Here is a 23,513-nt window from a genome sequence, read left to right on the forward strand (position 1 = left end):
AGGCTCCTAGACCACGACCAGAAGAAGGACGACCAGCGTGAAAACCACGTAGAGGCAATAAATGCGGAAATCGCCGCTCTGCAGCCACTGCACCTTGCCTCCCAGCCACTGGACCAGATCAACCACACGGCTGACGACTTTCGCATCCCACACCGGCTCAAGACGCGCCGTCGCATCGATCGACCATTGCAGTCCCCGCTTCGACGGCCCCACCAGATCAAGCAACTCGCGCAAGCGATACAGCGGAGCAAACATGGCCTCCAGCGGCTGAGCCACGAAACCGCGCGAAGACGCTGTCATCGCCTGTTCCTGCGCATAGCCGCAAGCCCAAGCATCACCCGCATGACGCCGCGCCAGACGCACCCCTTTCAGCCCGGCCACCAGCAGCAAGGGCACGACAGGCACAGCCAGCAACAACAGCGCCAGCAAGGGTGTCGACAGGACCGCCTGCACGGCACTGCCGGGGAACACCGAGCCCCCCTGAGCTACCGCAGGCACCGCCCCCTGCACCAGCGAAGCTGCAACCCCGGCCATGACAGGGGTCACCAACGGAGCCCCAACCCCAAAAGCAACAATTGCCAGCGCCAGCAGCAGCATGGCAAGCACCATGGGCAGCGGAGCTTCCTGTGCATGATCAGCATGAGCACTGCGCGGCAGGCCGGAGAAACTCAGCCCATAGGCTTTGACGAAACAGGCGGCGGCCAGCGCCCCCGTGATCGCCAGCATTACCATGCCGACCGGCCCTGCCAGGCGCACAGCCAGATCGCTTGCGGAACCCATCGAGAACAAGGCCTGATAGGTAAACCACTCACTGACAAACCCGTTCAGCGGCGGCAGCGCACAGATTGCCATCGCTCCGACAAGGAACGCGCCGGCCGTCCAGGGCATCCGCGTTGCCAGGCCACCCAGCAGATCCATGTCCTTGGTATGCGTGCGATACAGGATCGAGCCGGCACCAAGAAAGAGCAAACCCTTGAAAACTGCATGATTGAGCAGATGGTAAAAGCCGGCCAGCAAGCCCACCGCAGCCAGCAGCGGGGTGTGACTGGCGATGCCGATCATGCCCGCGCCCACCCCCATCAGGATGATGCCCACGTTCTCGACGGTCGAATACGCCAGCAAGCGCTTGAGATCTTTTTCCGCCAGCGCGTAAAGCACGCCCAGCACAGCCGATACAGCGCCAATCGCCAGGACCAGCATGCCCCACCAGCTTGATGTAGCGCCGAGAAGATCGATGCCAACCTTGATGATTCCGAACACGCCAATCTTCACCATCACGCCGGACATCAGCGCCGAAGCATGTGAAGGCGCTGCCGGGTGTGCGCGTGGCAACCAGCTATGCAGCGGCACCATGCCGGCCTTGGCGCCGAAACCGAAGAAGGCCAGCAGGAACACGGCAGAAGCCCATGGCCCTGTCAGATGCAGCGCGCGGAAGCTTTCAAAATCCAGACTGCCGCTGCGGGCGTAGAGAATGAAGAATGCCGCCATGATCAGCACCGAACCGGCATGTGCGATCAGGAAGTACAGGAAGCCTGCGCTCACCGCCTCTTCATCCTGATCGAAGATCACCAGGAAATACGAGGCCAGCGACATCATCTCGAAGAAGATCAGGAAATAGAACGCATTGTCGATCACCACCAGTGCCACCATGGAGGCGACGAAGATATTCGTGAAAATCCCCATCGCCCAGGCGCCACGGCCGGCGTATTCACGCACATAGGCCAGCGAGTAGAGCGAGCAGACCAGCACCAGCAGCGAGATCACGAACACCATCAGGGCGGCCAGAGGATCGAGCCGCACGACAAAATGCGCAAAAGGGAAAGGTCCGTCAGCAGAGAAAAGCTGCGTTGCGCCACCCAGCAAGGTTGGCCACGCAGCCAGGAGCCCGGCTGCGCCGCCCAGCACCCCGGCCACGCCGGAAGCCTGAATGGCCAGTTGCTCGCGTCTGGGCAGCAGCAGAGAGGCCATCGCCCCGGCCAGATAGAGCGTCAGTGATATCAGCAGGAACCCAAGTGGTGTGATATTCATTTCTGCTCCTGCGTGACAATGAACGTCCGGGGAGACTCCAGCGCTGCCGCAGCCTGCTGGCGCTTGACGTCGCCACTCTGACCAAGCGCTGGATCATTTACGGAGAACAGCGCGCGGGTCGGACAGACACGCACACACTCCGGACCTTCGGCGCGGAAACCACAGAGATCACACTTGACCGCCACGCTGCGCACCCCCGTGGTCGAAACCAGAATCGGATGAAGCGTCGCCGCACTGTCCGTATCCGCAGCCCCCGGCTCCGTCACGGTGAGCATGCTCGGTGACACATAGTCATGCCCCACCGACACCACCCCGGTCACCGGAGTGCCGGCCGGCGTGATCGCTCCAAACGGACAGGCAATCGCACACAGCTTGCAGCCGATGCACAGGGTCTCATTCAGCACGATCGCGTCATCAGCATGCGTGATGGCATTGACAGGACAGACCCGCGCGCACGGCGCATCCTCACACTGGCGGCACAGCACGGGCGCCGTCCGGTCGCCATGGCGCACCACGGTCAGACGGGACTGCCCTTGCAAGCCCGCTGCCTTGTGCACCACGGAACAGGCGGCCATGCACGTGTTGCAGCCGATGCAACGTGCAGGTTCCGCGATCACGAAGCGGTTCATAACCAGCCATCCTCCTTGTGTGATGGATCCGAGCCGGCGGAAATTCCGCAGGAGGCAGATCGGGCACCCTGAAGCCGGTTTCCCTCTGTCTCGCCACAGGCCATTCCGTGGCCCTTGCTACCTGAAGCATTGGTCGCCGATGCACGCCTCGCGCAACACCGTCGTTTTGTTTTGTTCTGCTACCACGCCTGCACAAATTGCCGTGCATTACAACGTGTCACGCAAGGCAAACATTTGGCAGCCGTCAACTCTTTCCCATTAATTAAAAAAATTCGCGGATAAGTAATGTTTCTCGCAACAAGTACTAAACCGTCTCTCGCAACGCCTTGCTTTGATCTCGACAAGTGAGTAAACACAGCTCGCGCCCAAACAAAAAAGGAAGCCCATGGCTTCCTCTTTTGTGTCCTTGCTTGATCCGTTCAGCAGATTCTGGGCAACTGCTCACCACTCAACCAATCCACCATGCGTCGCCCGCCGAACACCGTCTCCATCTGCACGAAGCCGTTGGTATCCACAATCGCCTCGCCGATGATCGCCGCATCGCGCCCCTGAGGATGTGCGCACATCACCGCCAGTAAGCGCTCAGCATCCTCCGGCGGACACACCGCCACCAGCTTGCCTTCATTGGCCACATAGAGCGGGTCCAGCCCGAGCAGCTCGCAGGCGGCCGCCACCGCGCCGCGCACCGGGATCGCCTTCTCGTGAATCAGCATGCCGCAGCCCGCAGCCTCGGCGAATTCATTGAGCACCGCCGCCAGGCCGCCACGCGTGGGGTCACGCAGGGTGCGGATGCCCGGCACCGCCGCCAGCATCGCCGCCGCCAGACCATGCAGCGCAGCTGTGTCGGATTCAATCGCCGTTTCGAAACTCAGGTTCTCGCGCAGCGACATGATCGCCACGCCGTGGTCGCCCAGATAGCCCGACACCAGCAGCTTGTCGCCGGGGCGGATGCGTTGCGGCGCAAGCTCGATGCCCGGCGGCACGATGCCGACGCCGGTCGTGGTGATGAACACCCCGTCGCCCTTGCCCTGCTCCACCACCTTGGTGTCGCCGGTCACGATGGGCACGCCCGCGCCCCGAGCCGCCGCCGCCATCGAGATCACGATGCGCTGCAAGTCGGCGAGCGCAAAGCCCTCCTCAAGAACGAAGCCCGCCGACAGATACAAAGGCTGGCCGCCCGCCATCGCCACGTCATTCACCGTACCATGCACCGACAGGCAGCCTATGTCGCCGCCCGGAAAGAACAGCGGCGAAACCACGTGGCTGTCCGTCGCCATCACCATGCGCCCGGCATTGGCGGGCAGAGGGAAGCAGGCGCCATCGTTCTGCGCACGCAGATAGTCGTTATCAAAGTGTTTGACGAAGAGCTCGCGGATCAACTGAGCCATGGCGCGGCCACCGCTGCCGTGGCTCAGGTCGACGCGACCGTTCTTGAAATCGAGGGGTCTTGAATAGCTCATGCCTTCACCTCGTTGACGACCGACACTGCTTTGAAGCGCCCATACGTGTAATGCGCCGCACACGCGCCTTCCGAGGACACCATGCAAGCGCCAATCGGATGATCCGGCGTGCAGGCGGTGCCGAAAACCTTGCAGTCGCGCGGGTGCTTGTGGCCGCGCAGGATGGCCGCGCACTCGCAGGCCTTGGGGTCCGGCACCTGGCGGTAGGCGATGGCGTAGCGCTGCTCGGCGTCGAACCTGGCGAAGGCAGGTTTGATCTGCAGGGCGCTGGCCGGCACTTCGCCGAGCCCGCGCCAGTCGAACATCTCGCGCAGCTCGAAGACCTCGGCCACCAGCGCCTGCGCCTTGCGGTTGCCCTCGCGCGTCACGGCGCGAGTGAACTGGTTCTCGACCACTGCGCGGCCTGCGTTGATCTGGCGCACCAGCATCAGGATCGACTGCATCACGTCCAGCGGCTCGAAGCCGGAGATGACCACTGGTTTCTGGTAACGCGCAGCGAAACCCTCGTAGGGAGCCGAGCCGATCACCGTGCTGACATGTGCCGGGCCGACGAAGCCATCCAGCGCCACGTGCGCCGGGTCGCCCTCGGACTCCATGATGTGCACCATCGCCGCCGGGGTCAGCACGTGATTACAGAACACGGAAAAATTCTTCAGCTCAAGCGCGGCGGCCTGCTTGAGGATCGCGGCCGTCATCGGCGTGGTGGTCTCGAAACCGATGGCGAAGAACACCACCTCGCGCGCCGGATTTTCGCCGGCGATGCGCAGCGCGTCGTCGCAGGAATACACCATGCGCACATCTGCCCCGGCCGCCTTGGCACGCAGCAGCGACACACCGCCAGAGGCCGGCACGCGCAGCGTATCGGCGTAGGTGCACAGGATCACGCCGCGCTCGCGGGCCAAGTCGATGGCGCTGTCGATGCGCCCGATCGGCAGCACGCACACCGGGCAGCCGGGGCCATGGATCATCTGCACGGCAGGCGGCAAGAGATCGAGCAGGCCGTAACGCGAGATCGCATGGGTATGCCCGCCGCAGAACTCCATCAGGCGGTAACTGCGCCCCGGTTGGACTTCGGCAGCGATCTGGACAGCCAAGCTGCGGGCGACTTCGCCGTCGCGGAATTCGTCGATGTATTTCATGTTCAAGCCAGCGGCGGGGTGAGTGGCAACTCATCGCCATGCGTGGCCTTCATCGCCGCGAAGGTCACCAGCGTCTGCGCGGCCTCCTCGGGGTCGAGCTTGCCAATGGCAAAGCCGACGTGAACGATCACGTAATCGCCGACCTGCACGCCTTCAACCAGCGACAGGGAAATTTCTTTCTGCACGCCCGAGAGTTCGATGCGCGCGCGCTCGTCACCGAAGATCTCGATGACCCGCGCCGGAATCGCCAGACACATCATCCACCTCACTCGAAATCGTTTTCCCCGTCGGCGCCGGCGTATCTGCAGCCTTGCCACCCAAGCTCTCAACCGTTCGCCAGAGGCCCATCACCAGGCTCCAGACCCCACCACCAAGCATGAATATCAGCGCTCCGGCGGAGTCAATATGATCCTGTACCGTACACCGCTGGCGCCAGCCATGCCAGCAATTCAGCGACGCGGTCCAGCCATCTTCGTCGATATCGCCCAGCCACAGCACCAGCAAGGCCAGAAACAGCAATCCCCCGACAAGATACGGAAGCGCATCCCGGACAAAAGTCATCGGGCGACGTACGCGTCTCGTAGTGCCGGATCGAAATTTTTTCTTCTTCGCCATCGAATTCCATTTTCGTGAACACTGCCTGGAGAGCCGCGCCCAGCCTTGCTCTACAGCCATCCATCTACGCAGGCACCAGCAAGCGCCGCTGAGCCACCCACGCCTGCCCCAGCGCCAGCCCACCGTCGCCGGGTGGCGCGGCATGCGCCTCCAGCATGCGCAAACCCCGCTGCGTGAACTCGCGCCGCAGGCCTTGCGCCAGTATCGCATTCAGGAAGCAGCCGCCCGCACAAGCCACCACCCGGATTCCGCTGGATTCTGCCGCCTGCGTCACCCAATCGACCACTGCCTGGATCAAGCCGGCGTGAAACAGCGCCGCACCGCGCCCGGCATCGGGTTCATCCAGCAGCGCCTGAAGAAGCGGGGCGAGATCCAGAACAAGGCCACTAGCCCGTGCCTCGATACACGCCTGCGGCGCACTCGGCATGAACGGCTGTGGGTGATGCGAGTTGATGTAGCGCTCCGCTAACCCTTCCAGCCGCATCGCTGCCTGCCCTTCAAAACTCATGCGGGCCTGCACGCCCAGCAAGCCCGCAGCGGCATCGAACCAGCGACCGAGGCTGGTGGTCTGCGCCACACCCCGCGCCAGCATTTGCGCCACCAGCGCCGCCCCCGGCTCGGCCGCGAAGCGCGTGGCGATTTCGTCGTGCCGCCCCAGCAAAGCCAGCGCTGCCGCGCCGATGCGCCAGGGCTCACGCGCAGCACGGTCACCACCGGGCAGGCCGATCGGGCGCAGATGGCCGAAGCGCTCAAAGCTGGCACCCTCGACGCGCAGCAACTCGCCCCCCCAGGCTGCGCCATCCGTGCCCATGCCCACGCCATCGAGCGCAAGGCCCAGCACCGGCTCGTCGATGCAATGCTCGGCGAGCACCGCCGCGATGTGGGCGTGATGATGCTGCACACCAATCGCCGGTACTTGCCAACGCTCGGCAAGGCGCAAGGCGAGCTGGGTGCTGAAGAAATCCGGATGCAGATCGTGCGCGACCGCTTGTGGCTGCACATTCAACAAGCCTTGCAGATGCTCGACCGCTGCTTCGAGCGCACGGCAATTGGCGACGCGGTCCAGATCGCCGATGTGCTGTGAGAGGAAGGCTTCGTTACCACGCGTGAAGCACAAGGTGTTCTTGTAGAAGCCACCGAGGGCGAGGACGTCTTTGGAGCGCGACAAGCCCAACCCCTCCCTACCCCTCCCCTTAACAAGGGAGGGCAATCGAGTCGTCCCCTGTGCGAGCTCCCCCCTGTCAAGGGGGGCCGGGGGGGTTAAGGTTTGTTCGCAGCACACCAGCGGAGTTGCCGTCGGCGTAAAGCCACGCGCACGCCGGATGAACTGCTTGCCACCGTCCGGCGTGCAGCGCAGCACACTGTCGTCAGTCCGGATCAGGATGTCGCGATCATGCCAGAGGAAAGCATCGGCGATGTCGGCCAGTGTGCGTAGCGCCTCTTCGTTGTTGGCCACCAGCGGCTCGCCGTGCGGGTTGGCGCTGGTCATCACCAGGGCCAGCGGCTGCGCTGCATTCAGCCAGGCGATGCCTGAAGAACGGCCAGCAGCCTCGTTGTACAGCAGGTAGTGGAGCGGCGTGTAGGGCAGCATCACGCCCAGCCAGGCGAGATCCGGCGCCACATCGGGCAAAGCCGCATCCGTGCCCGGCAGCTTCTGCAGCAGCACGATGGGCCGCGCGCGGCTTTCAAGCTCCGCCGCTTCGGCAAGGCTGACTTCGACCAGCCCGGCGAGCGAAGCGAGATTCGCCACCATGATCGCCAGTGGCTTTTCCTCGCGATCCTTGCGTCGGCGCAGCTCGGCCACCGCAGCCGCGTTGCGCGCATCGCAAGCCAGATGGAAACCGCCCAGGCCTTTCAGGGCGACGATTTCGCCGCGCCGGAGGCGGACCAGCGTTTCGGCAATCGGGTCGCCGGCAATTGCTTGCCCACTCGCGTCGAGAAGCCTCAGCTGCGGCCCGCACACCGGGCAGGCATTCGGCTCGGCGTGGAAGCGGCGATTGAGCGGGTCTGCGTATTCGGCGAGACAAGCCGGGCATTGCGTAAAGCCGGCCATGCTGGTGTGGGCGCGGTCGTAAGGCAGACGCGCCGCGATGGTGTAGCGCGGGCCGCAGTCGGTGCAGTTGGTGAAGGCGTAGCGGTAGCGGCGATTCGTCGGATCGAAGAGTTCAGCCAGACAGGCCGGGCACACGCACAGATCCGGGCCGATTACCGCGCGGCTGGCACCTCCCGCCGCGCTGGCGAAAATCTCGAAGCCTGCTGCGTCCGGCTCCAGCGCGATGCTTTCCTGCTCGATGGCATCGATGCGTGCGGCTGCGGGGGCTTCGCTGCGCAGACGGGCACAGAAACTGCTCAGCAGGCTTTCGTCGCCCTGCACTTCCAGGGTCACGCCACCCGCGTCGTTGCGCACCCAGCCGACCAATCCGAGCGCATGTGCCAGCCGATGCACAAAGGGCCGGAAACCGACCCCCTGTACGATGCCCCGGAGACGCAGGCGCAGCCTTGCTCTCAAGGCAACATGCCTGAAGAAGCCCGCTGGACGCCACTCTCCAGCCACGCCTGCCAGGCAGCACAGCCCGCGCCGGTTTTCGAGGAGAGCTGGATCACCGGCAGATCGGGGCGCACCTGGCGCGCGTAGCGGATCGCGGCCGCCACATCGAAATCAAGGTGCGGCAAGAGATCAATCTTGCTGATCAGCAGCAGATCGGCGGCACGGAACATGTCCGGATACTTCAGCGGCTTGTCCTCGCCTTCGGTCACCGAAAGGATCACCACCTTGTGCGCTTCGCCCAGATCGAAGGCCGCCGGGCAAACGAGGTTACCGACGTTCTCGATCAGCAGCAGGCCGTTCTGCGGCATCTGCGCTTGCGTAGCCAGTTGCTCGGCGGCCTGCGCCACCATGTGCGCGTCCAGATGGCAGCCTTTGCCGGTGTTGATCTGCACGGCGGGCGCGCCGGTGGCGCGGATGCGCTCGGCATCGTTGGCAGTTTGTTGGTCACCCTCGATCACCGCCAGCGGCGTGCGTGCCGCCCAGCGCTGGATGGTATCGACCAGCAGGGTGGTCTTGCCCGAGCCGGGGCTGGACACGAAATTCAGCACGAAGAGACCGCGCGCGGCGAATTGCGCACGATTGGCTGCAGCCTGCGCATCGTTGCCGGAAAGGATGTCCTGCTCGATGCGCAGCACGCGCTCGGCCGTCATCTCCGGCGCATGGTTGGCGTCCAGCGGTGCATGGCTGTGGCCGCCCATCGGGCGAAAGGTGCCAGCCTTGGGTGCGGCCGCGTCCTTGCGCTGGCGCGGCGCGTAGCGCAGGTCATGTCCGTCAATGCTGGCGTCGCCGCCGCCACAACCACAGGTCACACACATTGTTCTGCTCCGTCCCGAGGCACTGACAAAATGATTCTGGCCTTGTTGCACCGCCCTGCCAGAGCCGTTTCACTTCATTTTGTCAGCGTCTCTCATTCAATAGAGATGTCGACCACCTGCATCTGGTCGCCATCGGTAATCTTCAGCTGATAGCCACCACAAGCCGGGCACGGCTCGCCGACTTGCGCCAGCGCCACCTCGGCCTGGCAGGTGCTGCACCAGGCCAGCCCCGGTGCGCGCGTCACCTCGATCTGCGCGCCCTCGGCCAGCGAATCGCGGCTGACCACCTCGCAACAATACTGCATGGTGTCCGGATCGACATGGGCCAGTGCACCAATTGACAGGCGGATGCGGGTCACCCGCTGCGCGCCGGCCTCGCGGGCCGTCTTTTCGACAATGCCGAGCGCACGCTCGGCCAGGGTCAATTCGTGCATGAACGCTTCCAGGCAATTTCCAGATCAAATCAAGGGTGGCACGGCCGGGACCGTGCCGGATACGACCCACATCAACAAAGCCAGACTGCGCACAGCCCCGCTCGCACCGATTTGCCGGCTTTGCCACAAGCAGACAGACGCTATCGGAAAAAAGGGGACTGTCTGCGAAAACCTTGATCCTCGTCTAGAACCACGACGCAACTTGTGCGAAAGATCATGACTTGCAGAGGAAGGGGGCAGGCTTGCCACCCACCCGTACCGTCCACCAAACAAATGGTAGGAGACAATTGATGAACCGGTTTGTTATTGCTGAAGCCAGCAAATGCATAGGTTGCCGCACCTGCGAGATTGCCTGCGCAGTCGCACACCCCGTTGGTTCCGGTGCGCAAGCACTGTCACCACAGACTTTTTCACCCCGCCTGACCGTCGTGCGCAGTGGCTCGGTCACTGCCCCGATCCTGTGCCGCCATTGTGACGACGCCCCGTGCGCCCGGGCCTGCCCGAACAACGCCATCTCCCAGACGGGCGACAGCGTGCAGATCGACCAGTCGCGCTGCATCGGTTGCAAGACCTGTGTAGTCGCCTGCCCCTACGGCGCAATGACTGTGGTCAGCGTTCCGGCCCAGGCCCAGCCCGGCAGCTTCCTGACTTCGCTGCGCCCACGTGCCGAAGCCCGCAAGTGCGATCTGTGTGTCGGCCGTGCCGAAGGCCCGGCCTGCATCCCCGCCTGCCCGACCAAAGCGCTCCACCTGATTGATCAGGAAACGATGGCCGCAACCCTGCGCCGTCGCCAGGAACAGGCCGTGCAGAATCTTGCCGCCAGCGTCACGCTCTGAATCGAAACTTCCGGAACAAGGACTCAGTGAAATGAAAAAAGTCATCACGGTGTGCCCGTACTGTGGCTCGGGCTGCAAGATCAACCTGCTGGTCAAGGACAACAAGGTCGTCGGCGCCGAAGCCGCCAATGGCGTCACCAATCAGGGCGAGCTGTGCCTGAAGGGCTACTACGGCTGGGACTTCCTCAACGACACCAAGCTCCTCACCCCGCGCCTGAAGCGCCCGATGATCCGCCGCCAGAAGGGTGGCGAACTGGAAGCCGTGAGCTGGGACGAGGCCATCGAATTCGCCTCCTCGCGCCTGAAGGCCATCAAGGAAAAGTACGGCCCCGATTCGATCATGCTCACCGGCTCCTCGCGCGGCACCGGCAACGAATCGAACTATGTGGCGCAGAAATTCGCCCGCGCCGTGATCGGCACCAACAACATCGACTGCTGCGCCCGCGTCTGCCACGGCCCCTCGGTGGCCGGCCTGATGCAAACGCTGGGCAACGGCGCGATGAGCAACTCCATCGTCGAGATTGAAGACACCAAGTGCATCCTCGTCTTCGGCTACAACGCCGCCGACTCGCACCCCATCGTTGCGCGCCGCCTGATCAAGGCGAAAGAAAAAGGCGCAAAGATCATCGTCTGTGACCCGCGCTACATAGAGACCGCGCGTCTGGCCGACCTGTTCCTGCCGCTCAAGAACGGCTCGAACATGGCCCTGGTGAACGCCTTCGCCAACGTGCTGATAAGCGAGAATCTCTACAAGCAGGATTTCGTCGCCCGGTACGCCGAAGGCTTCGAGGAGTACAAGGCCATGGTCGCCAAGTACACCCCGGAATACACCGCCGAGATCACCGGTCTGGACCCGCAACTCGTGCGCGACGCTATCCGCATGTACGCCGCAGCACCGTCTGCCACCATCCTGTGGGGCATGGGCGTCACCCAGTGGGGTCAGGCGGTGGATGTGGTCAAGGGCCTCTCCAGCCTCGCCACCATCACCGGCAACCTGGCTCGCCCGAACGTGGGCGTCGGCCCGGTGCGCGGCCAGAACAACGTGCAGGGCGCCTGCGACATGGGCGCACTGCCCAACACCCTGCCCGGTTATTACTACGTCACCGACGCCGCTGCGCGCGAGAAATTCGCCAAGGCCTGGGGCGTGCCGAGCATTCCCGCCGAGAAGGGCTACGGCCTCACCGACGTGCCGCACAAGATTGCCGAAGGCAAGCTCAAGGCCAACTACATCTTCGGTGAAGACCCCCTGCAGACCGAGCCGGATCTGGGCATGGTGCGCCGTGAGTTCGAAAAGCTCGAACTCATCATCGTGCAGGACATCTTCATGACCAAGACCGCGATGATCGCCGACGTGATCTTCCCGGCCACCTCCTGGGGCGAGCACGAAAACGTGTTTTCGAGCGCCGACCGCGGCTTCCAGCGCTGCTACAAGGCCATCGACCCGCCCGCCGACTTCGACGTGAAGGACGACTGGGAAATCCACTCCATGATGGCCCGCGCCATGGGCTATCCGATGCAGTACAACAACGCGCAGGAAATCTGGGACGAGCTGCGCGGCCTGTGCGATCTCTACACCGGCGCGACCTGGGACAAGATGGCCGATCTCGGCTACGTGCAATGGCCCTGCCCGACCGAAGACCACCCCGGCACGCCCTGGCTATACGAAGGCAACAAGTTCGACACCCCGTCGGGCAAGGCCCAGCTCTTCGCCGCCGAATGGCGTGCGCCGCTGGAGAAGGTCGACGCGGACTACCCGCTGGGCCTGTGCACCGTGCGTGAAGTCGGCCACTACTCCTGCCGCTCCATGACCGGCAACTGCTCCGCGCTGCAGACCCTGGCGGACGAACCCGGCTTCGTACAGATCCACCCGGAAGACGCCAAGACCTACGGCGTCAAGGATCAGGCGCTGGTGTGGGTCTCCTCGCGCCGCGGCAAGGTCATCACCCGCGCCAACTTGAACGACCGCGTTAACAAGGGGGCGGTCTACATGACCTACCAGTGGTGGATCGGCGCCTGCAACGAGCTGACCGTGGATCATCTGGACCCCGTTTCCAAGACGCCGGAATACAAGTTCAGCGCCGTGAAGGTCGAAGCCATCGCCGATCAGAAATGGGCCGAAACCCATGTGCAGAACGAATACGGCAAGATGAAGGCCGACATGCGCAAGGCGGCGCAGGCCTGAGGCCCACGCTGATGCAACCATGAAAAACGCCGGCTCTTGGGCCGGCGTTTTTGTATCTCGGGTGATGCCAATTGCGTACAATCATCCAAAAGCAGGAATTCATGGTAAGCGCCGACAGCGGGCATTCGTAGGGTGCCGCAGGGAACAATTTGCGAAGCGAATTGCGCCGGACTCGGTGGCACCCGGCGGTCATTCATACGGCGCAATTCGTTTCACTCATTGACGCCCTACGAGTCGCGCCAGATTATTCAGAGTACGCCGTACGCGGTAAGCTCAAACGTTATATAACCACCAATAAAGGAGTGTCGTCGTGGCATCAATGGGTGTAAAAGAAATAGCTAAACAATATTTCGAAAGGCTGGCAAAAGCATTAAAACCAAAGGCTGAGCTCGAGAGAATTTATTCAGATCTTAATAATTTGGTTTTTACAGCCTCCCAAAAGCCGATAGATCGCAACACCAAGATACAAATTCTAGATGAACTAGAAAGTCTAATCCGGAGAAAACCTAGCCTAGAGGACATCAGCGAGTCTGCCACCTATGACTCAATTAGAAAAAGCACTACGGCATCCGATAACAGCGACATACTCGATGTTATCAGCGCGATGAAGAAACGAGGGTAACAATGGAAATCAGCACTAGCGACGCAATAGCCTCAGCAAGCCTGCTAGTCTCTCTTGGGGCTGCATTTTTTGCAAAATTATCTAGCAAAAAGGCAAATCAGATTGCACAAGAGAACTTAAAACTTCAGCACGGCATGGTTGAACTGGAAATAAGTCAGTCTATAGAGAATGCCAAATCAAAAATAAATGAAATATCTATAATAATGGTTCCTTTTATCTCAAAGGAACGACTCAATAAAATTACTAAAGAAGAATCTGAAACACTTGACCTTTACCGGAAGAATTTCAACGCAGCAACACAGACACTCATCAATTATTACGACGCTGCCTGCTCGAAATATATCGACGAAAAAGTTGACAAAGTACGATTCAAGAAAACTTATAAAAACGAAATTCGCAAGCTTGTCGAAAATGAAGACCTTAAGGAGTATTTCAATCCTCTAACCTCACCGTACAAACCAATATTGAATATATATTCTGAGTGGGAGCACTTGGAGTGAGCTTTGAAATGACCACAAACCTCGTACGGCGCAGTAGTAGGGTGGAGTAAAACTCCACCACAGGCGTCAATCAGGTGGCGAAGCTCGCACTTCTCCCTACGCCTGAACGTCCGCTTCTCACTATTCCGACCGTCCGCAACGGGTCGAAACCAGAGATTCATTGCCATGACTGATACCTGCCCCACCCACACCGAGCACCCACTCACCCTCAGCCTGCCGGTGCAACGCCATCGCGACGGGCGCGATGAGCGCGTGCAGGACCTAGTGGCCGAGGAAGTGCCGGTGGCGCTGGTGTTCAACGGCATCTCGCATGCTGTGATGATGGCGAGCCCCGCCGATCTGGAGGAGTTCGCCACCGGCTTCGCGCTGTCGGAAGGCATCCTTGCGGCTCCCGGCGAGATTCGCGATCTGGAGATCCTGCAGCACACGGATGGCATCGAGATCGCCATGACGATTGCCGAGCCGGCCTTTCTCGCGCTCAAGGATCACCGCCGCTCACTGACCGGGCGCACCGGCTGCGGCGTATGCGGCACCGAGAGCCTGAGCCTGCTGGATCTCACGCCCGAACGCGTCAGTCCGGCAAACTTCACCGTCGACCATGCGGCGATCCGGCGCATTCTCGCGGAGCTGCCCGCCCACCAGCCGCTGACGCAGGCCACCGGCTGCGCCCATGCCGCGGCCTGGTGTTCGCCGGCGGGCGAAATCCAACGGGTTTTCGAAGACGTGGGCCGCCACAATGCGCTGGACAAACTGCTTGGCTGGCTGGCCCTGCGCCGCATCGACCACACAGACGGTTTTGTTTTCCTGACCAGCCGGGCGAGTTATGAGCTGGTGCGCAAGGTGGCGCGCCGCAACATTGCCACGCTCGCCACCATCTCGGCGCCCACGGCGCTGGCGATCCGCCTGGCCCACGATGCGGGCATCCGCCTGCTGAGTTTCTGCCGCGACAAGGGGTTTGTGGAATACCCGGCCGAATCCGCGCCGCCCAGCCTGGCGCGGTAATCCCCAGCTCCTGCCTGACCGATGCCGGTCAGGCTGACACCACTCGCCTCCTATTGCGGCCATCCCGGCGAAAGCAGGTATGGCCGCAGGCATCTCAAAAGACTCAGGACGCCGCCCGGGTCAGCAAGCTGACGGACGAGTCTGCTGTGCACTACGGCCTGTTCAAGCCGTACTTCTCCAGCGCCAGGCGTTATCTCTCAGCCCCCCATTTCTCACCATTTCTGCGTGCGGCGGCCATTCGTCGCTCGCAATAATTTGTTTCCGGTAACAACAAACCATGTTACCGGTCAACAAATTCCATCCCAAAGCGGCTATAGTCCGGCCACTCCCCAAAACCTACAAAGGCTAGGCGGGGCGCACATATATAACCAAAGACGTAGAAGTCCGGAAGGAGCAGCAAAATGGCGGGTTCGCAGAAGCGGTACGTGGTAGCACTGCTGGTGGCAGCAGGGGTACTGACAGCGTGTGGCGGTGGGGGCGGCGGCGGGGGTGGCAGCTCAAGCAGTACGACTTCCAGCAGTTCTTCCTCGTCCAGCTCATCTTCGAGCAGTTCTTCGTCCTCAAGCAGCTCCTCAAGCTCTTCTTCGTCGAGCTCATCGTCGGGCGGTTCGTCCTCCAGCAGTTCGTCCTCGTCAAGCTCCTCTTCATCAAGCAGCTCCTCCGGCGGCAGTATTTCCTCGCTGGGCGCGACCGGCTGGGCCACATACGGCACGGGCACCACGGGCGGCAACGGCGCTACCAAGGTCTACACGGTGGCCAACCGCACCGAACTGATCCAGGCCCTGTATGGCGGCAGCTCCAGCGTATCGATCAATGCGGATGGCAGCATCGCCAGCGGCACGCTCGACTCCAGCGCCAAGATCATCTACGTCTCGGGCACGATCAGCCTGAACGCCAACAAGGCCGGCACGGAGCTGACCGAGACGGATTACATCTGCCCGATCGGAACGACGTTCAGCTATAACAACGCGTCCACCACCACCACCGTCCTCTACAGCTTCAACGCCTACAAGACCCAGTACGACCCCAACGGCAGCTGGGGAACGAAAGCGATCGACAAGAGCGGCGATCCGTACGAAGTGGCACGCGCGTGCTCGGCCGCCAACCAGAAGAAGGTCGTCTATGTCGCGATTCCGTCGAACACTTCGATCATCGGCCTCGGCAGCACGGCCAAGATCATCAACGGCTCGCTGGTGATCGGCGCCTCCAGCAGCACGGTGGTCGATAACGTAGTGATCCGCAACGTCACGTTTGAAGACGCGTTCGATTTCTTCCCGCAGTGGGATCCCACCGACTCGGGTGGCCGCTGGAACTCGGCCTATGATCTGGTCTCGGTGATGTACGCCACGCACGTGTGGATCGACCATAACACCTTCAGCGACGGCAGCCGCCACGACAAGCTCTATCCCTCGCCCTTTGCCTCGCCGTATAACGCTGCGGAAATGAAGATCCAGCACCATGACGGCGCACTGGACATCACCAAGACCGCGAACTACGTGACCGCGTCCTGGAACCACTTCCACGACCACGACAAAACCAACCTGATCGGTGGCACGGACACGGCGGATCTGGCCGCAGAAAACCCGTCCGCGTTGAAGATCACCTTCCATCACAACTACTGGCAGAACATCAAGCAGCGCCAGCCGCGTGTGCGCTACGGCATGGTGCACATCTTCAACAATTACTTCGACAACACGCTGGACTCCTCGGTTGACTACTACTGGTCGGCCGGCATGGTCACCGGCCAGGGTGGCAAGCTGTACATGGAGAACAACGTGTTCAACCTGAGCAGTGGCTCTCCAGGTGCCGGTTCGATCTACAGTGGTTCGTCGTCCAGCAGCAAGGTCACAAGCTGTGCGGCACTGAGCGGCATGAGCAGCAACTACTGTTCGGCCTACGCCTACGGTACAGGCAACATCCTCAATGGCAGTACCGTCGATCTGAGCGCCGTCTCGACGACCAACGTCACCTGGACCAGCACGCCGTGGTTCACCTCGGCCACGAGCGGCGCCGTGGCTACTCCGTCGTCCTTCTACAACTACTCCAGCTCGCTGGAAGCCACCACCAGCCTGAGCACGACGGTGCCGGCGGGTGCGGGGGCCGGCAAGCTGTAATCCGGCATCACGACCATTGGCAAAAAGCCCACGTCATGGCGTGGGCTTTTTCTGCTTTTGCATGACATGACTGAGCCTGACATGGCTTCTCCCCTATACTTGCCCTTTTTCGCAGAATGCCGGCGCGGATGACTTCTCCAATCAGGATCTTGCGGGTGCGGGTGCCCGCCGTCGGGCTGTCTGCCAGCCCTGTGGAATGGGTAACGCTGGACCCTGCCGGACGGCCCCTTGAGCGAGGTTGTTCGCCTCTGGCGCAGCTGCCCGACGCCGCCGGGCTGGAGCTGGTGATTCCGGCCCGCCTGCTGGCCTTGCACACCCTGGATCTGCCGCCCATGGCCGGCAAGCATGAGGCTGCGGTGATCCGCCAGCAGCTTGAAGACCGGGTGCTCGGCGACATCGCCGACAGCCATATCGTGCGTGGTGAACGCCAGGGTTTGAAACTGACCGTGGGGCTGATTTCACGCAGCTGGTTGCTGGCCGTGCTGGCTGCATGTCAGGCTGTAGACCGGCTCCCGGCGCGGGTTCTGGGCGAGCAGGCCCTGCTGCCCGCATGCAGCTTTGCTGAGACAGACGATGGCTTTGTGTACCGCGCCAGTAATGGCTCTTGCGGCATCCTGCCTGAAGAAGCCCTGCTGGAGCCGGTCTGCGGCGAGGTACTGAACCGGCTCGAAGACCTGCTGGCGGCGCCCTGCGCGCTGCCACTGGATCTGCTGCAAGGCCTGCCCTCCCGGCGCGCGGCCGCCGGGCTGTCGCGCCCCCTGCTCAAGGTGGCGGGTTTCCTGCTACTAGCCGTCGCCGGCGCTTATCTGCTGAGCTTGACGTTCACCTGGCGCCAGCTGGCATCGCAGGAAAGCGCCTTGCGCGAAAGCATCCGCCAGAATTTCGCTGCGGCCCACCCCGGCATGCCGATTGTTGACCCGATCCTGCAATGGCGTCAGCTGCATGGCAAACAGGCCAAGGGCGGCGATGCGCTGGATCAGCTGAGCCAGCTTGCGGCCGAGCTCGGCATCACCATCCATCCGCAACGGCTTGAAGCCGACGCCAACGGGCTGAAGATCACCCTGAGCACGACCGATGCGGGCGTTCTCAAACCGGCGCTGCAGGAGAAAGACATCAGTTTCGAAACCCAGACCACGGACAAAGGGCTCGAACAGCTCACCCTGCAACGCCCGGCCGGGAGCACGCAGCCATGAAGACCAGACTGATTGCCACGCAAGCGCAGATCGAGCGCTTCTGGGCGGCCCGCAACCTGCGCGAACGCCTGATGCTGGGGGCCGGCGCAGTCGTCCTGATCTGCGCGGCCTACATCCTGGCGGTCAGCAGCCTGCAGCAGCGCATCGCCAGCCTGCAGCGCAAGCTGCCTGAACTGCTGCTGAGCAGCTATGAAATCGCCGGCGGTGGTCAGGCCACGCCTCGCACGGCGCGCAGCGGTGATCTGCGCAGCGAACTGTTCAAGATCCTTGCTGATCGCGGCCTGCAGGCCGAACTGCGGGCCTTGAGCACCGACAAGGTCGAAATGCGCCTGCCCGAGCAGGACGCCAAGACCCTCATCAGCAGCCTGAATGCCATCCGGCTGGCGGCCGGGGCGCGCGTGCAAAGTCTGCAGATCCGCAGCACCGAATCCGCCGGTGGCGCCGGCGCCACCGCTGTTCTGGAGCGTAACCAATGAAGAAGCGCGTCTGGTGGGGCCTGACGCTGGCCCTGATCTTCCTGATCTGCTTTGTGGTGCGCCTGCCCGCCATGCTGGTCGCACGCGCCCTGCCGGCCAGCATCGTACTGGCCAACGTGGCCGGCAGCGTCTGGCACGGCTCGGCCAGCGCGCTGGGCATCGACGGCATCGTGGCGCAGGAAAAGCTGGTCTGGGATTTCCAGCCCGCCGCCTTGCTGCGTGGTCAGCTGGTCTGGCAGCTCAAGGGTGAGCACGCCGGCCAGCCGGGCAGCGTTCGCGCACTCATCAGCCTGCGCCAGCAGGCGCTGGAGCAGGTCAGGCTGAGCCTGCCGCTGGAGCCGCTGACCCGCTTCAATCCGACCATCGCAGGCGTACGCCTGGGCGGCGTGGTGCAACTCGAAACCGCGCGTCTGGCCCGTCACGAAGCGATCCAGCTGAATATCCGGCTGGATCGCGTGTCTTCTGCAATGGCTGCCGAAGCAAGCCTGCTGGGCAGTTATCAGATCTCGGTCGATGCCGATGCAGCAGGCGCCGGCAAGCTGCAGATCAGTCCGCAAGGCGGCCCCTTGCAGATCACCGGCGGTGGCAGCTTCGCGCTGGCCAGCCAGGCAGTGGATCTGAACCTGCGCCTCAAGCCGCAGGGCGATCTGCCGGGGCTGGCCTCGATTCTGGCAACCCTGCCCCGCGAGCAGAATCAGTACGTCCTGAACATCAAGCGGCCCTGAGGATCACGACATGGCAGGCTTCACGTATCAGGTGCTGAGCAGCAGCGACAAAGGCGAGAAGAGCCGTGTCGAGCATGGACGCATCGAGGCAGATTCAGCTCGTCACGCCCGCATGCTGCTGCGCGAGCAGGGGCTGATCGTCGTCGACATCAAGGAAGAGCGGGCCAATACCGGCCGCACCTTGCGTCTGGGTGGCGCCAGTCTGGCCACCCTGACCCGCCAGCTGGCCGGTCTGCTGGATGCCGGCCTGGCCATCGACGAGGCGCTGACGGTGCTCGGTGAGCAATCCGAGAACAAGCGCGAGAAAACCCTGCTCACCCTGATCCGCCAGGATATTGCCACCGGCCTGTCGCTGTCGGCGGCGCTGGCCCGCTTTGAGCGCGTCTTTCCGCCGTTCTACCGGGCGCTGGTGCGCGCCGGGGAAGAGTCCGGCAAGCTGCCCGGCGTGCTGCTTCGGCTGGCCGATTATCTGGAGCGCCGTGAAGAGCTGAAATCCCGCCTGGCAATGGCATTCATCTACCCGGCCTGTGTGATTCTGGTGTCGGTCGCGGTCATCATCGGCATGCTCACCTGGGTGGTGCCGCAAATGGTGCAGGTCTTCCAGGGCGCCAAGCAGATCCTGCCCTTGCCCACGCGCATCCTGCTGGGCACCAGCCAGTTCCTCGGGGCCTGGGGCGGCTGGATCTTCCTGCTGCTGATCATCGGTCTCGTCATTTTCCTGCGGGCGATGAAGCAGGAGGATTTCCGTTTCAAGGTGCATGCCAAACGCCTGCGTCTGCCCTGGTTCGGACGGCTGGAGCGCAGCGCCGAGACGGTGCGCTTTGCCAGCACCCTGGCAATCCTCGCCGGCAGCGGCGTACCGGTGCTGACGGCCATGTCGGCCGCCAGCGGGGTGATGAGCAATCTGCCTCTCAAGGCGGGCGCCGAGCAGGCTGCGCGTCAGGTGCGTGAAGGGGTCTCGCTGGCCCGCGCCCTGGCTGCGGCACACGCCTTCCCGCCAATCCTCGTGCACCTGGTCGCCAGCGGCGAAGCCACCGGCCGGCTCGATGCGATGCTCGAACGCGCGGCCGCCGAGCAATCCGCCGGGCTGTCGCGCCGCGTCGAAACCTTTTCGGCCCTGCTCGGGCCTGCCGTGGTGCTGATCATGGGCGCCGTGGTGTTGTTCATCGTGCTGGCCATCCTGCTGCCGGTATTCGAAATGAATCAGCTGATCAAGTAAGGACTGACATGAAAACTCAAGCTCGCAACAAAGGTTTCACCCTGATCGAAATTCTGGTGGTGGTGTCGATTCTGGCCATTCTGGGCGCGCTGATCGTGCCCAAGATCATGGATCGTCCGAATGAAGCCCGCGTCGTTGCGGCCAAGCAGGACATCGGCTCGATCGTGTCGGCCCTCAAACTCTACAAGCTCGACAACGGCCGCTACCCCACCCAGGCACAAGGCCTGCAGGCGCTGATCACCAAACCCGGCGAACTGGCTCCGAACTGGAAGAGTGGCGGCTATCTGGAGCGTCTGCCCAAAGACCCGTGGGGCAACGATTACCTGTACCTGATCCCCGGCCTGCACGGCGATATGGACGTGATGAGCTATGGCGCCGACAGCCAGTCCGGCGGTGAAGGCTTCGACGCCGATGTCGGCAACTGGATGCCCTGAGCCATCAGACGCGTCTCTGGATACTCATGCCCTGCGCAACGCCTCCGGCTTACCGGTATGCCCGCACGCATCTGAATGCGGGCTTCACGCTGCTTGAACTGCTGGCGGTGATGACCGTGGTGCTGGTGGTGATCGGGCTGGCGGTGGTGCGGCTGGACGATTCGGGTTTGCGCGCGACCCGCGCCAATGCCGAACGCTTGAGCCTGGCGCTGGAGGCGGCTCGTGACGACGCCATCTACAGCGGCAAGCCGGTGGCCTTCTCCAGCGACGGAGTGGGTTACCAGTTCTGGCGTAGCGATGATAAGCAACGCAAATGGCTGGCCCTGACGGACGAAACCCAGCTTGTCGCCCGCAAACTGCAGAGTGATGTGCAGATCCTGCAGCAACTGGTCAACAACAAACCGCGCCCGCTGGGCGAGCGCCTGGTGTTCTCGGCAGAAGGCCTGTCCGAACCATTCTCGCTGCTGCTGCAGGGGGGCAAGGCCCGGGTGCTGATCAAGACGGATGCGCTGGGCCGCATTGCCATCGAAAATCTGCCGGAGGATGCCGATGCACGCTGACAAGCACTCTGCCCGCACAGCCGCGTGCAGCCTTGCTCTCCGGCAAGGCATGCTGCAGAGCAAGGCGGCACGCGGCTCTTCAGGATGGGGCTTTACGCTGCTTGAAGTGCTGATTGCCCTGGCCATCATCGCCATCGCGCTGGGGGCGGCGATCCGCGCCGGCAGTTTCGGTGCCGACAAAGGTTATGAACTGCAGCAACGCACACTGGCCGGCTGGGTGGCCAGCAATGTGACCAACCAGCTGATGGCAACCCGCAGCTTCCCGGAAATGGGCGCACTGGATGGCAAGGCGCAGCAGGGCCGGTTTGAATTCGTCTGGCGCCAGGAAACCGGCCCCACCCCCAACCTCAGTTTCCGCCGGATCGAGATCAAGGTCTTTTCCGCCGAGAAACCCGACGACGTGCTGGCACGCCAGGTGAGTTATGTTGCGCGCGTGGCGAACTGAACGGGCAGCCCCGGGCGCGCCCCGCGGCTTCACCCTGCTCGAGGTGCTGGTCGCCCTGGCGGTGTTCGCCGTCGTCACTGCGCTGGCCTGGCGCGGTCTGGACAGCATGGCCACGACCAAGGCACATCTGGATCAGGAAATGCGCATGTGGCGCGAGCTTGAGCTGGTGTTCGAGCGCATCAGTCTGGATGTCACCCAGCTCGCCCCGCGCAGCTGGAAGGGCAGCGACGGCAAGCCACGCTCGGCATTGCAGGCCAGCAACACGGAAACCGGCGAGCAATGCCAGCTGGATGTGCTGCGTTTCGGAGCCGACAAGGAGCCGGTACATCTGCGCTACGCGCTCAAGGACGGCCAGCTGACGCTGGAAGTCATCGCCGAGACGGCCCAGGCTGCAGCGGCCCTGATCAATACCGATGCCAGCCCCCGTCATGTGCTGCTGGAGCAGGTCGAACGCTGCGAGCTCGCCGTTCTGGATCGCGGCAATCAGTGGCAGGCCCGCTGGCCGGTCAAGGATCCGGCCGACGCCACGCGGCCGCGCGGCATGCGCCTGCGCCTGACCCTGGCCGGACGCGGCGAATTCGAGCGGACGTACTACCTGCCATGAAGCATCCCGCCCGCGCCTCCCTTCACCAGACCGGCATGGCCTTGATCGTGGCCCTGCTGGTGGTGGCCATGGTCGCCGCCATGAGCCTGCTGTTCACCTCGCGCCAGCAGCTGTGGATGCGTCAGCTGGAAAACCGCAACGGTTTCACCACGGCGACGATGATTGCCTTCGCGGCCATCGACATGACCCGCCTGACCCTGCGCGACGATGCGCGCAACACCAAGGTCGACCATCTGCTGGAGCCGTGGACCATCCCGATTCCGCCGATCGCCGTGGAAGAAGGTCACATCGCCGGACGCCTGCGCGAATTGCAGGGGCGTTTCAATCTTGCCAACCTGCTCCCCGCCAGTGACGCCACGCTCAAGGAAGATGATCCGGGGCTGCTGCGTGCCAGCCGCGCGCTGGGCGTATCGACCGGTGATATTGCCAAGCTGCTGCAGGCCTTTCAGGATCTGCGCAAGCAGGAACCCGGCAGCACGCCGGAACTGGCGGAGTTGCTGGAACGCGCGGGTCTGCAATCGGACAGCAGCCAGGCCGCACTTCTTCAGCACGCGGTCATCCTGCCGGAAACGACGCCGGTCAATGCCAATTTTGCCGATGCCGAAGCCCTCCAGGCGAGCATTGCCGGGCTCTCTTCGGGAGATGCCAGTGCCGTGATTGCACGGCGTGCCAGCAAGCCGTTCATGAACATGGATGAATTCAGGGAAGCGCTGCCTGCCGGTTTGCGGGCAACGCTAAAGGAAGATGCCATCACCCTGCAAAGCCGCTATTTCATCGTCGAGATAGATGCCTGGTTCAATCAGGTTCATCTGGGCTATGAAGCCCAGCTCAGGCGCGATGGCACGAACATGCCGGAAGTGCTGTGGTCACGGCGTAGCAGCTTTGCCGATTCATGAAACCCGACCCGAAATCAATGCAATACTTGCCCGGAAA

Annotated in this window: 25 protein-coding genes; 15 read left to right on the top strand and 10 right to left on the bottom strand. The window is 62.8% G+C overall.

The window, feature by feature from the left end:
- Positions 1-6 precede the first annotated feature (6 nt).
- The 9 genes from hyfB to hypA form a co-directional block, all read right to left on the bottom strand.
- Positions 7-2,028 (bottom strand): hydrogenase 4 subunit B, encoded by a 2,022-nt coding sequence (gene hyfB, locus Q9Q94_RS15270; protein ID WP_305980986.1) that lies wholly within the window; start codon positions 2,026-2,028, stop codon positions 7-9.
- Positions 2,025-2,603: a 4Fe-4S dicluster domain-containing protein gene (locus Q9Q94_RS15275; RefSeq protein WP_371929863.1), complete on the bottom strand. Its 579-nt coding sequence runs from the start codon at positions 2,601-2,603 to the stop codon at positions 2,025-2,027. The genes hyfB and Q9Q94_RS15275 overlap by 4 nt, the downstream gene beginning before the upstream one ends.
- A 473-nt stretch (positions 2,604-3,076) precedes the next feature.
- Complete coding sequence (hypE, locus tag Q9Q94_RS15280; protein ID WP_305980988.1) at positions 3,077-4,117, bottom strand: hydrogenase expression/formation protein HypE; 1,041 nt, start codon at positions 4,115-4,117, stop codon at positions 3,077-3,079.
- Positions 4,114-5,256: a hydrogenase formation protein HypD gene (gene hypD / locus Q9Q94_RS15285; protein WP_305980989.1), complete on the bottom strand. Its 1,143-nt coding sequence runs from the start codon at positions 5,254-5,256 to the stop codon at positions 4,114-4,116. Before hypD ends, hypE begins: the two co-directional genes overlap by 4 nt.
- 2 nt (positions 5,257-5,258) lie before the next feature.
- The gene (locus Q9Q94_RS15290; RefSeq protein ID WP_305981148.1) at positions 5,259-5,513 is read right to left on the bottom strand and encodes a HypC/HybG/HupF family hydrogenase formation chaperone; all 255 of its coding nucleotides are present in this window, start codon (positions 5,511-5,513) and stop codon (positions 5,259-5,261) included.
- Positions 5,470-5,871 (bottom strand): hypothetical protein, encoded by a 402-nt coding sequence (locus Q9Q94_RS15295; RefSeq protein WP_305980990.1) that lies wholly within the window; start codon positions 5,869-5,871, stop codon positions 5,470-5,472. The genes Q9Q94_RS15290 and Q9Q94_RS15295 overlap by 44 nt, the downstream gene beginning before the upstream one ends.
- Before the next feature lie 64 nt (positions 5,872-5,935).
- Positions 5,936-8,380, bottom strand: coding sequence for a carbamoyltransferase HypF (locus tag Q9Q94_RS15300; protein WP_305980991.1), 2,445 nt, complete (start codon positions 8,378-8,380; stop codon positions 5,936-5,938).
- Entirely contained in the window at positions 8,377-9,234 is an 858-nt protein-coding gene (gene hypB / locus Q9Q94_RS15305) for a hydrogenase nickel incorporation protein HypB (protein ID WP_305980992.1), read from the bottom strand. The genes Q9Q94_RS15300 and hypB overlap by 4 nt, the downstream gene beginning before the upstream one ends.
- A gap of 92 nt (positions 9,235-9,326) precedes the next feature.
- Entirely contained in the window at positions 9,327-9,668 is a 342-nt protein-coding gene (gene hypA, locus Q9Q94_RS15310; protein ID WP_305980993.1) for a hydrogenase maturation nickel metallochaperone HypA, read from the bottom strand.
- Positions 9,669-9,958: 290 nt separating this feature from the next.
- On the opposite strand from hypA, the gene Q9Q94_RS15315 reads away from it, so the two are divergent.
- The 5 genes from Q9Q94_RS15315 to fdhD all read left to right on the top strand — a co-directional run bounded on the left by Q9Q94_RS15315 (position 9,959) and on the right by fdhD (position 14,810).
- Complete coding sequence (locus tag Q9Q94_RS15315; RefSeq protein ID WP_305980994.1) at positions 9,959-10,504, top strand: 4Fe-4S dicluster domain-containing protein; 546 nt, start codon at positions 9,959-9,961, stop codon at positions 10,502-10,504.
- Between the two features lie 31 nt (positions 10,505-10,535).
- Positions 10,536-12,686, top strand: a complete 2,151-nt coding sequence (gene fdhF, locus Q9Q94_RS15320; protein WP_305980995.1) for a formate dehydrogenase subunit alpha — start codon at positions 10,536-10,538, stop codon at positions 12,684-12,686.
- Between the two features lie 310 nt (positions 12,687-12,996).
- Entirely contained in the window at positions 12,997-13,308 is a 312-nt protein-coding gene (locus Q9Q94_RS15325; protein WP_305980996.1) for a hypothetical protein, read from the top strand.
- Between the two features lie 2 nt (positions 13,309-13,310).
- Entirely contained in the window at positions 13,311-13,808 is a 498-nt protein-coding gene (locus Q9Q94_RS15330; protein ID WP_305980997.1) for a hypothetical protein, read from the top strand.
- Positions 13,809-13,973: 165 nt separating this feature from the next.
- On the top strand, positions 13,974-14,810 hold the full coding sequence (gene fdhD, locus Q9Q94_RS15335) for a formate dehydrogenase accessory sulfurtransferase FdhD (protein ID WP_305980998.1): 837 nt from the start codon (positions 13,974-13,976) through the stop codon (positions 14,808-14,810).
- Positions 14,811-15,090: 280 nt separating this feature from the next.
- On the opposite strand, the gene Q9Q94_RS15340 is transcribed toward fdhD, so the two are convergent.
- Positions 15,091-15,552, bottom strand: coding sequence for a hypothetical protein (locus tag Q9Q94_RS15340; protein ID WP_305980999.1), 462 nt, complete (start codon positions 15,550-15,552; stop codon positions 15,091-15,093).
- A gap of 10 nt (positions 15,553-15,562) precedes the next feature.
- Here Q9Q94_RS15340 and Q9Q94_RS15345 point away from each other — a divergent pair, with 10 nt between their 5' ends.
- From Q9Q94_RS15345 to gspK, 10 genes are all read left to right on the top strand, one after another.
- Complete coding sequence (locus Q9Q94_RS15345; RefSeq protein WP_305981000.1) at positions 15,563-16,924, top strand: polysaccharide lyase family 1 protein; 1,362 nt, start codon at positions 15,563-15,565, stop codon at positions 16,922-16,924.
- A gap of 155 nt (positions 16,925-17,079) precedes the next feature.
- Positions 17,080-18,117 (top strand): type II secretion system protein GspL, encoded by a 1,038-nt coding sequence (gspL, locus tag Q9Q94_RS15350; protein WP_305981001.1) that lies wholly within the window; start codon positions 17,080-17,082, stop codon positions 18,115-18,117.
- Positions 18,114-18,593: a type II secretion system protein GspM gene (gene gspM, locus Q9Q94_RS15355; protein WP_305981002.1), complete on the top strand. Its 480-nt coding sequence runs from the start codon at positions 18,114-18,116 to the stop codon at positions 18,591-18,593. Before gspL ends, gspM begins: the two co-directional genes overlap by 4 nt.
- Positions 18,590-19,318, top strand: coding sequence for a type II secretion system protein N (gspN, locus tag Q9Q94_RS15360; RefSeq protein ID WP_305981003.1), 729 nt, complete (start codon positions 18,590-18,592; stop codon positions 19,316-19,318). The genes gspM and gspN overlap by 4 nt, the downstream gene beginning before the upstream one ends.
- A gap of 10 nt (positions 19,319-19,328) precedes the next feature.
- Positions 19,329-20,537, top strand: coding sequence for a type II secretion system inner membrane protein GspF (gspF, locus tag Q9Q94_RS15365; protein WP_305981004.1), 1,209 nt, complete (start codon positions 19,329-19,331; stop codon positions 20,535-20,537).
- A gap of 8 nt (positions 20,538-20,545) precedes the next feature.
- Positions 20,546-20,971 (top strand): type II secretion system major pseudopilin GspG, encoded by a 426-nt coding sequence (gene gspG / locus Q9Q94_RS15370; RefSeq protein WP_305981005.1) that lies wholly within the window; start codon positions 20,546-20,548, stop codon positions 20,969-20,971.
- Positions 20,972-20,997: 26 nt separating this feature from the next.
- Positions 20,998-21,531: a GspH/FimT family pseudopilin gene (locus Q9Q94_RS15375; protein ID WP_305981006.1), complete on the top strand. Its 534-nt coding sequence runs from the start codon at positions 20,998-21,000 to the stop codon at positions 21,529-21,531.
- The gene (gspI, locus tag Q9Q94_RS15380; protein WP_305981007.1) at positions 21,521-21,976 is read left to right on the top strand and encodes a type II secretion system minor pseudopilin GspI; all 456 of its coding nucleotides are present in this window, start codon (positions 21,521-21,523) and stop codon (positions 21,974-21,976) included. The genes Q9Q94_RS15375 and gspI overlap by 11 nt, the downstream gene beginning before the upstream one ends.
- Entirely contained in the window at positions 21,954-22,580 is a 627-nt protein-coding gene (locus Q9Q94_RS15385) for a type II secretion system protein GspJ (protein WP_305981008.1), read from the top strand. The genes gspI and Q9Q94_RS15385 overlap by 23 nt, the downstream gene beginning before the upstream one ends.
- Positions 22,577-23,476: a type II secretion system minor pseudopilin GspK gene (gene gspK, locus Q9Q94_RS15390; RefSeq protein WP_305981009.1), complete on the top strand. Its 900-nt coding sequence runs from the start codon at positions 22,577-22,579 to the stop codon at positions 23,474-23,476. The genes Q9Q94_RS15385 and gspK overlap by 4 nt, the downstream gene beginning before the upstream one ends.
- The last annotated feature ends 37 nt before the right edge of the window (positions 23,477-23,513 follow it).

The organism is Uliginosibacterium sp. 31-16, from assembly GCF_030730865.1.
Lineage (GTDB): Bacteria > Pseudomonadota > Gammaproteobacteria > Burkholderiales > Rhodocyclaceae > Uliginosibacterium.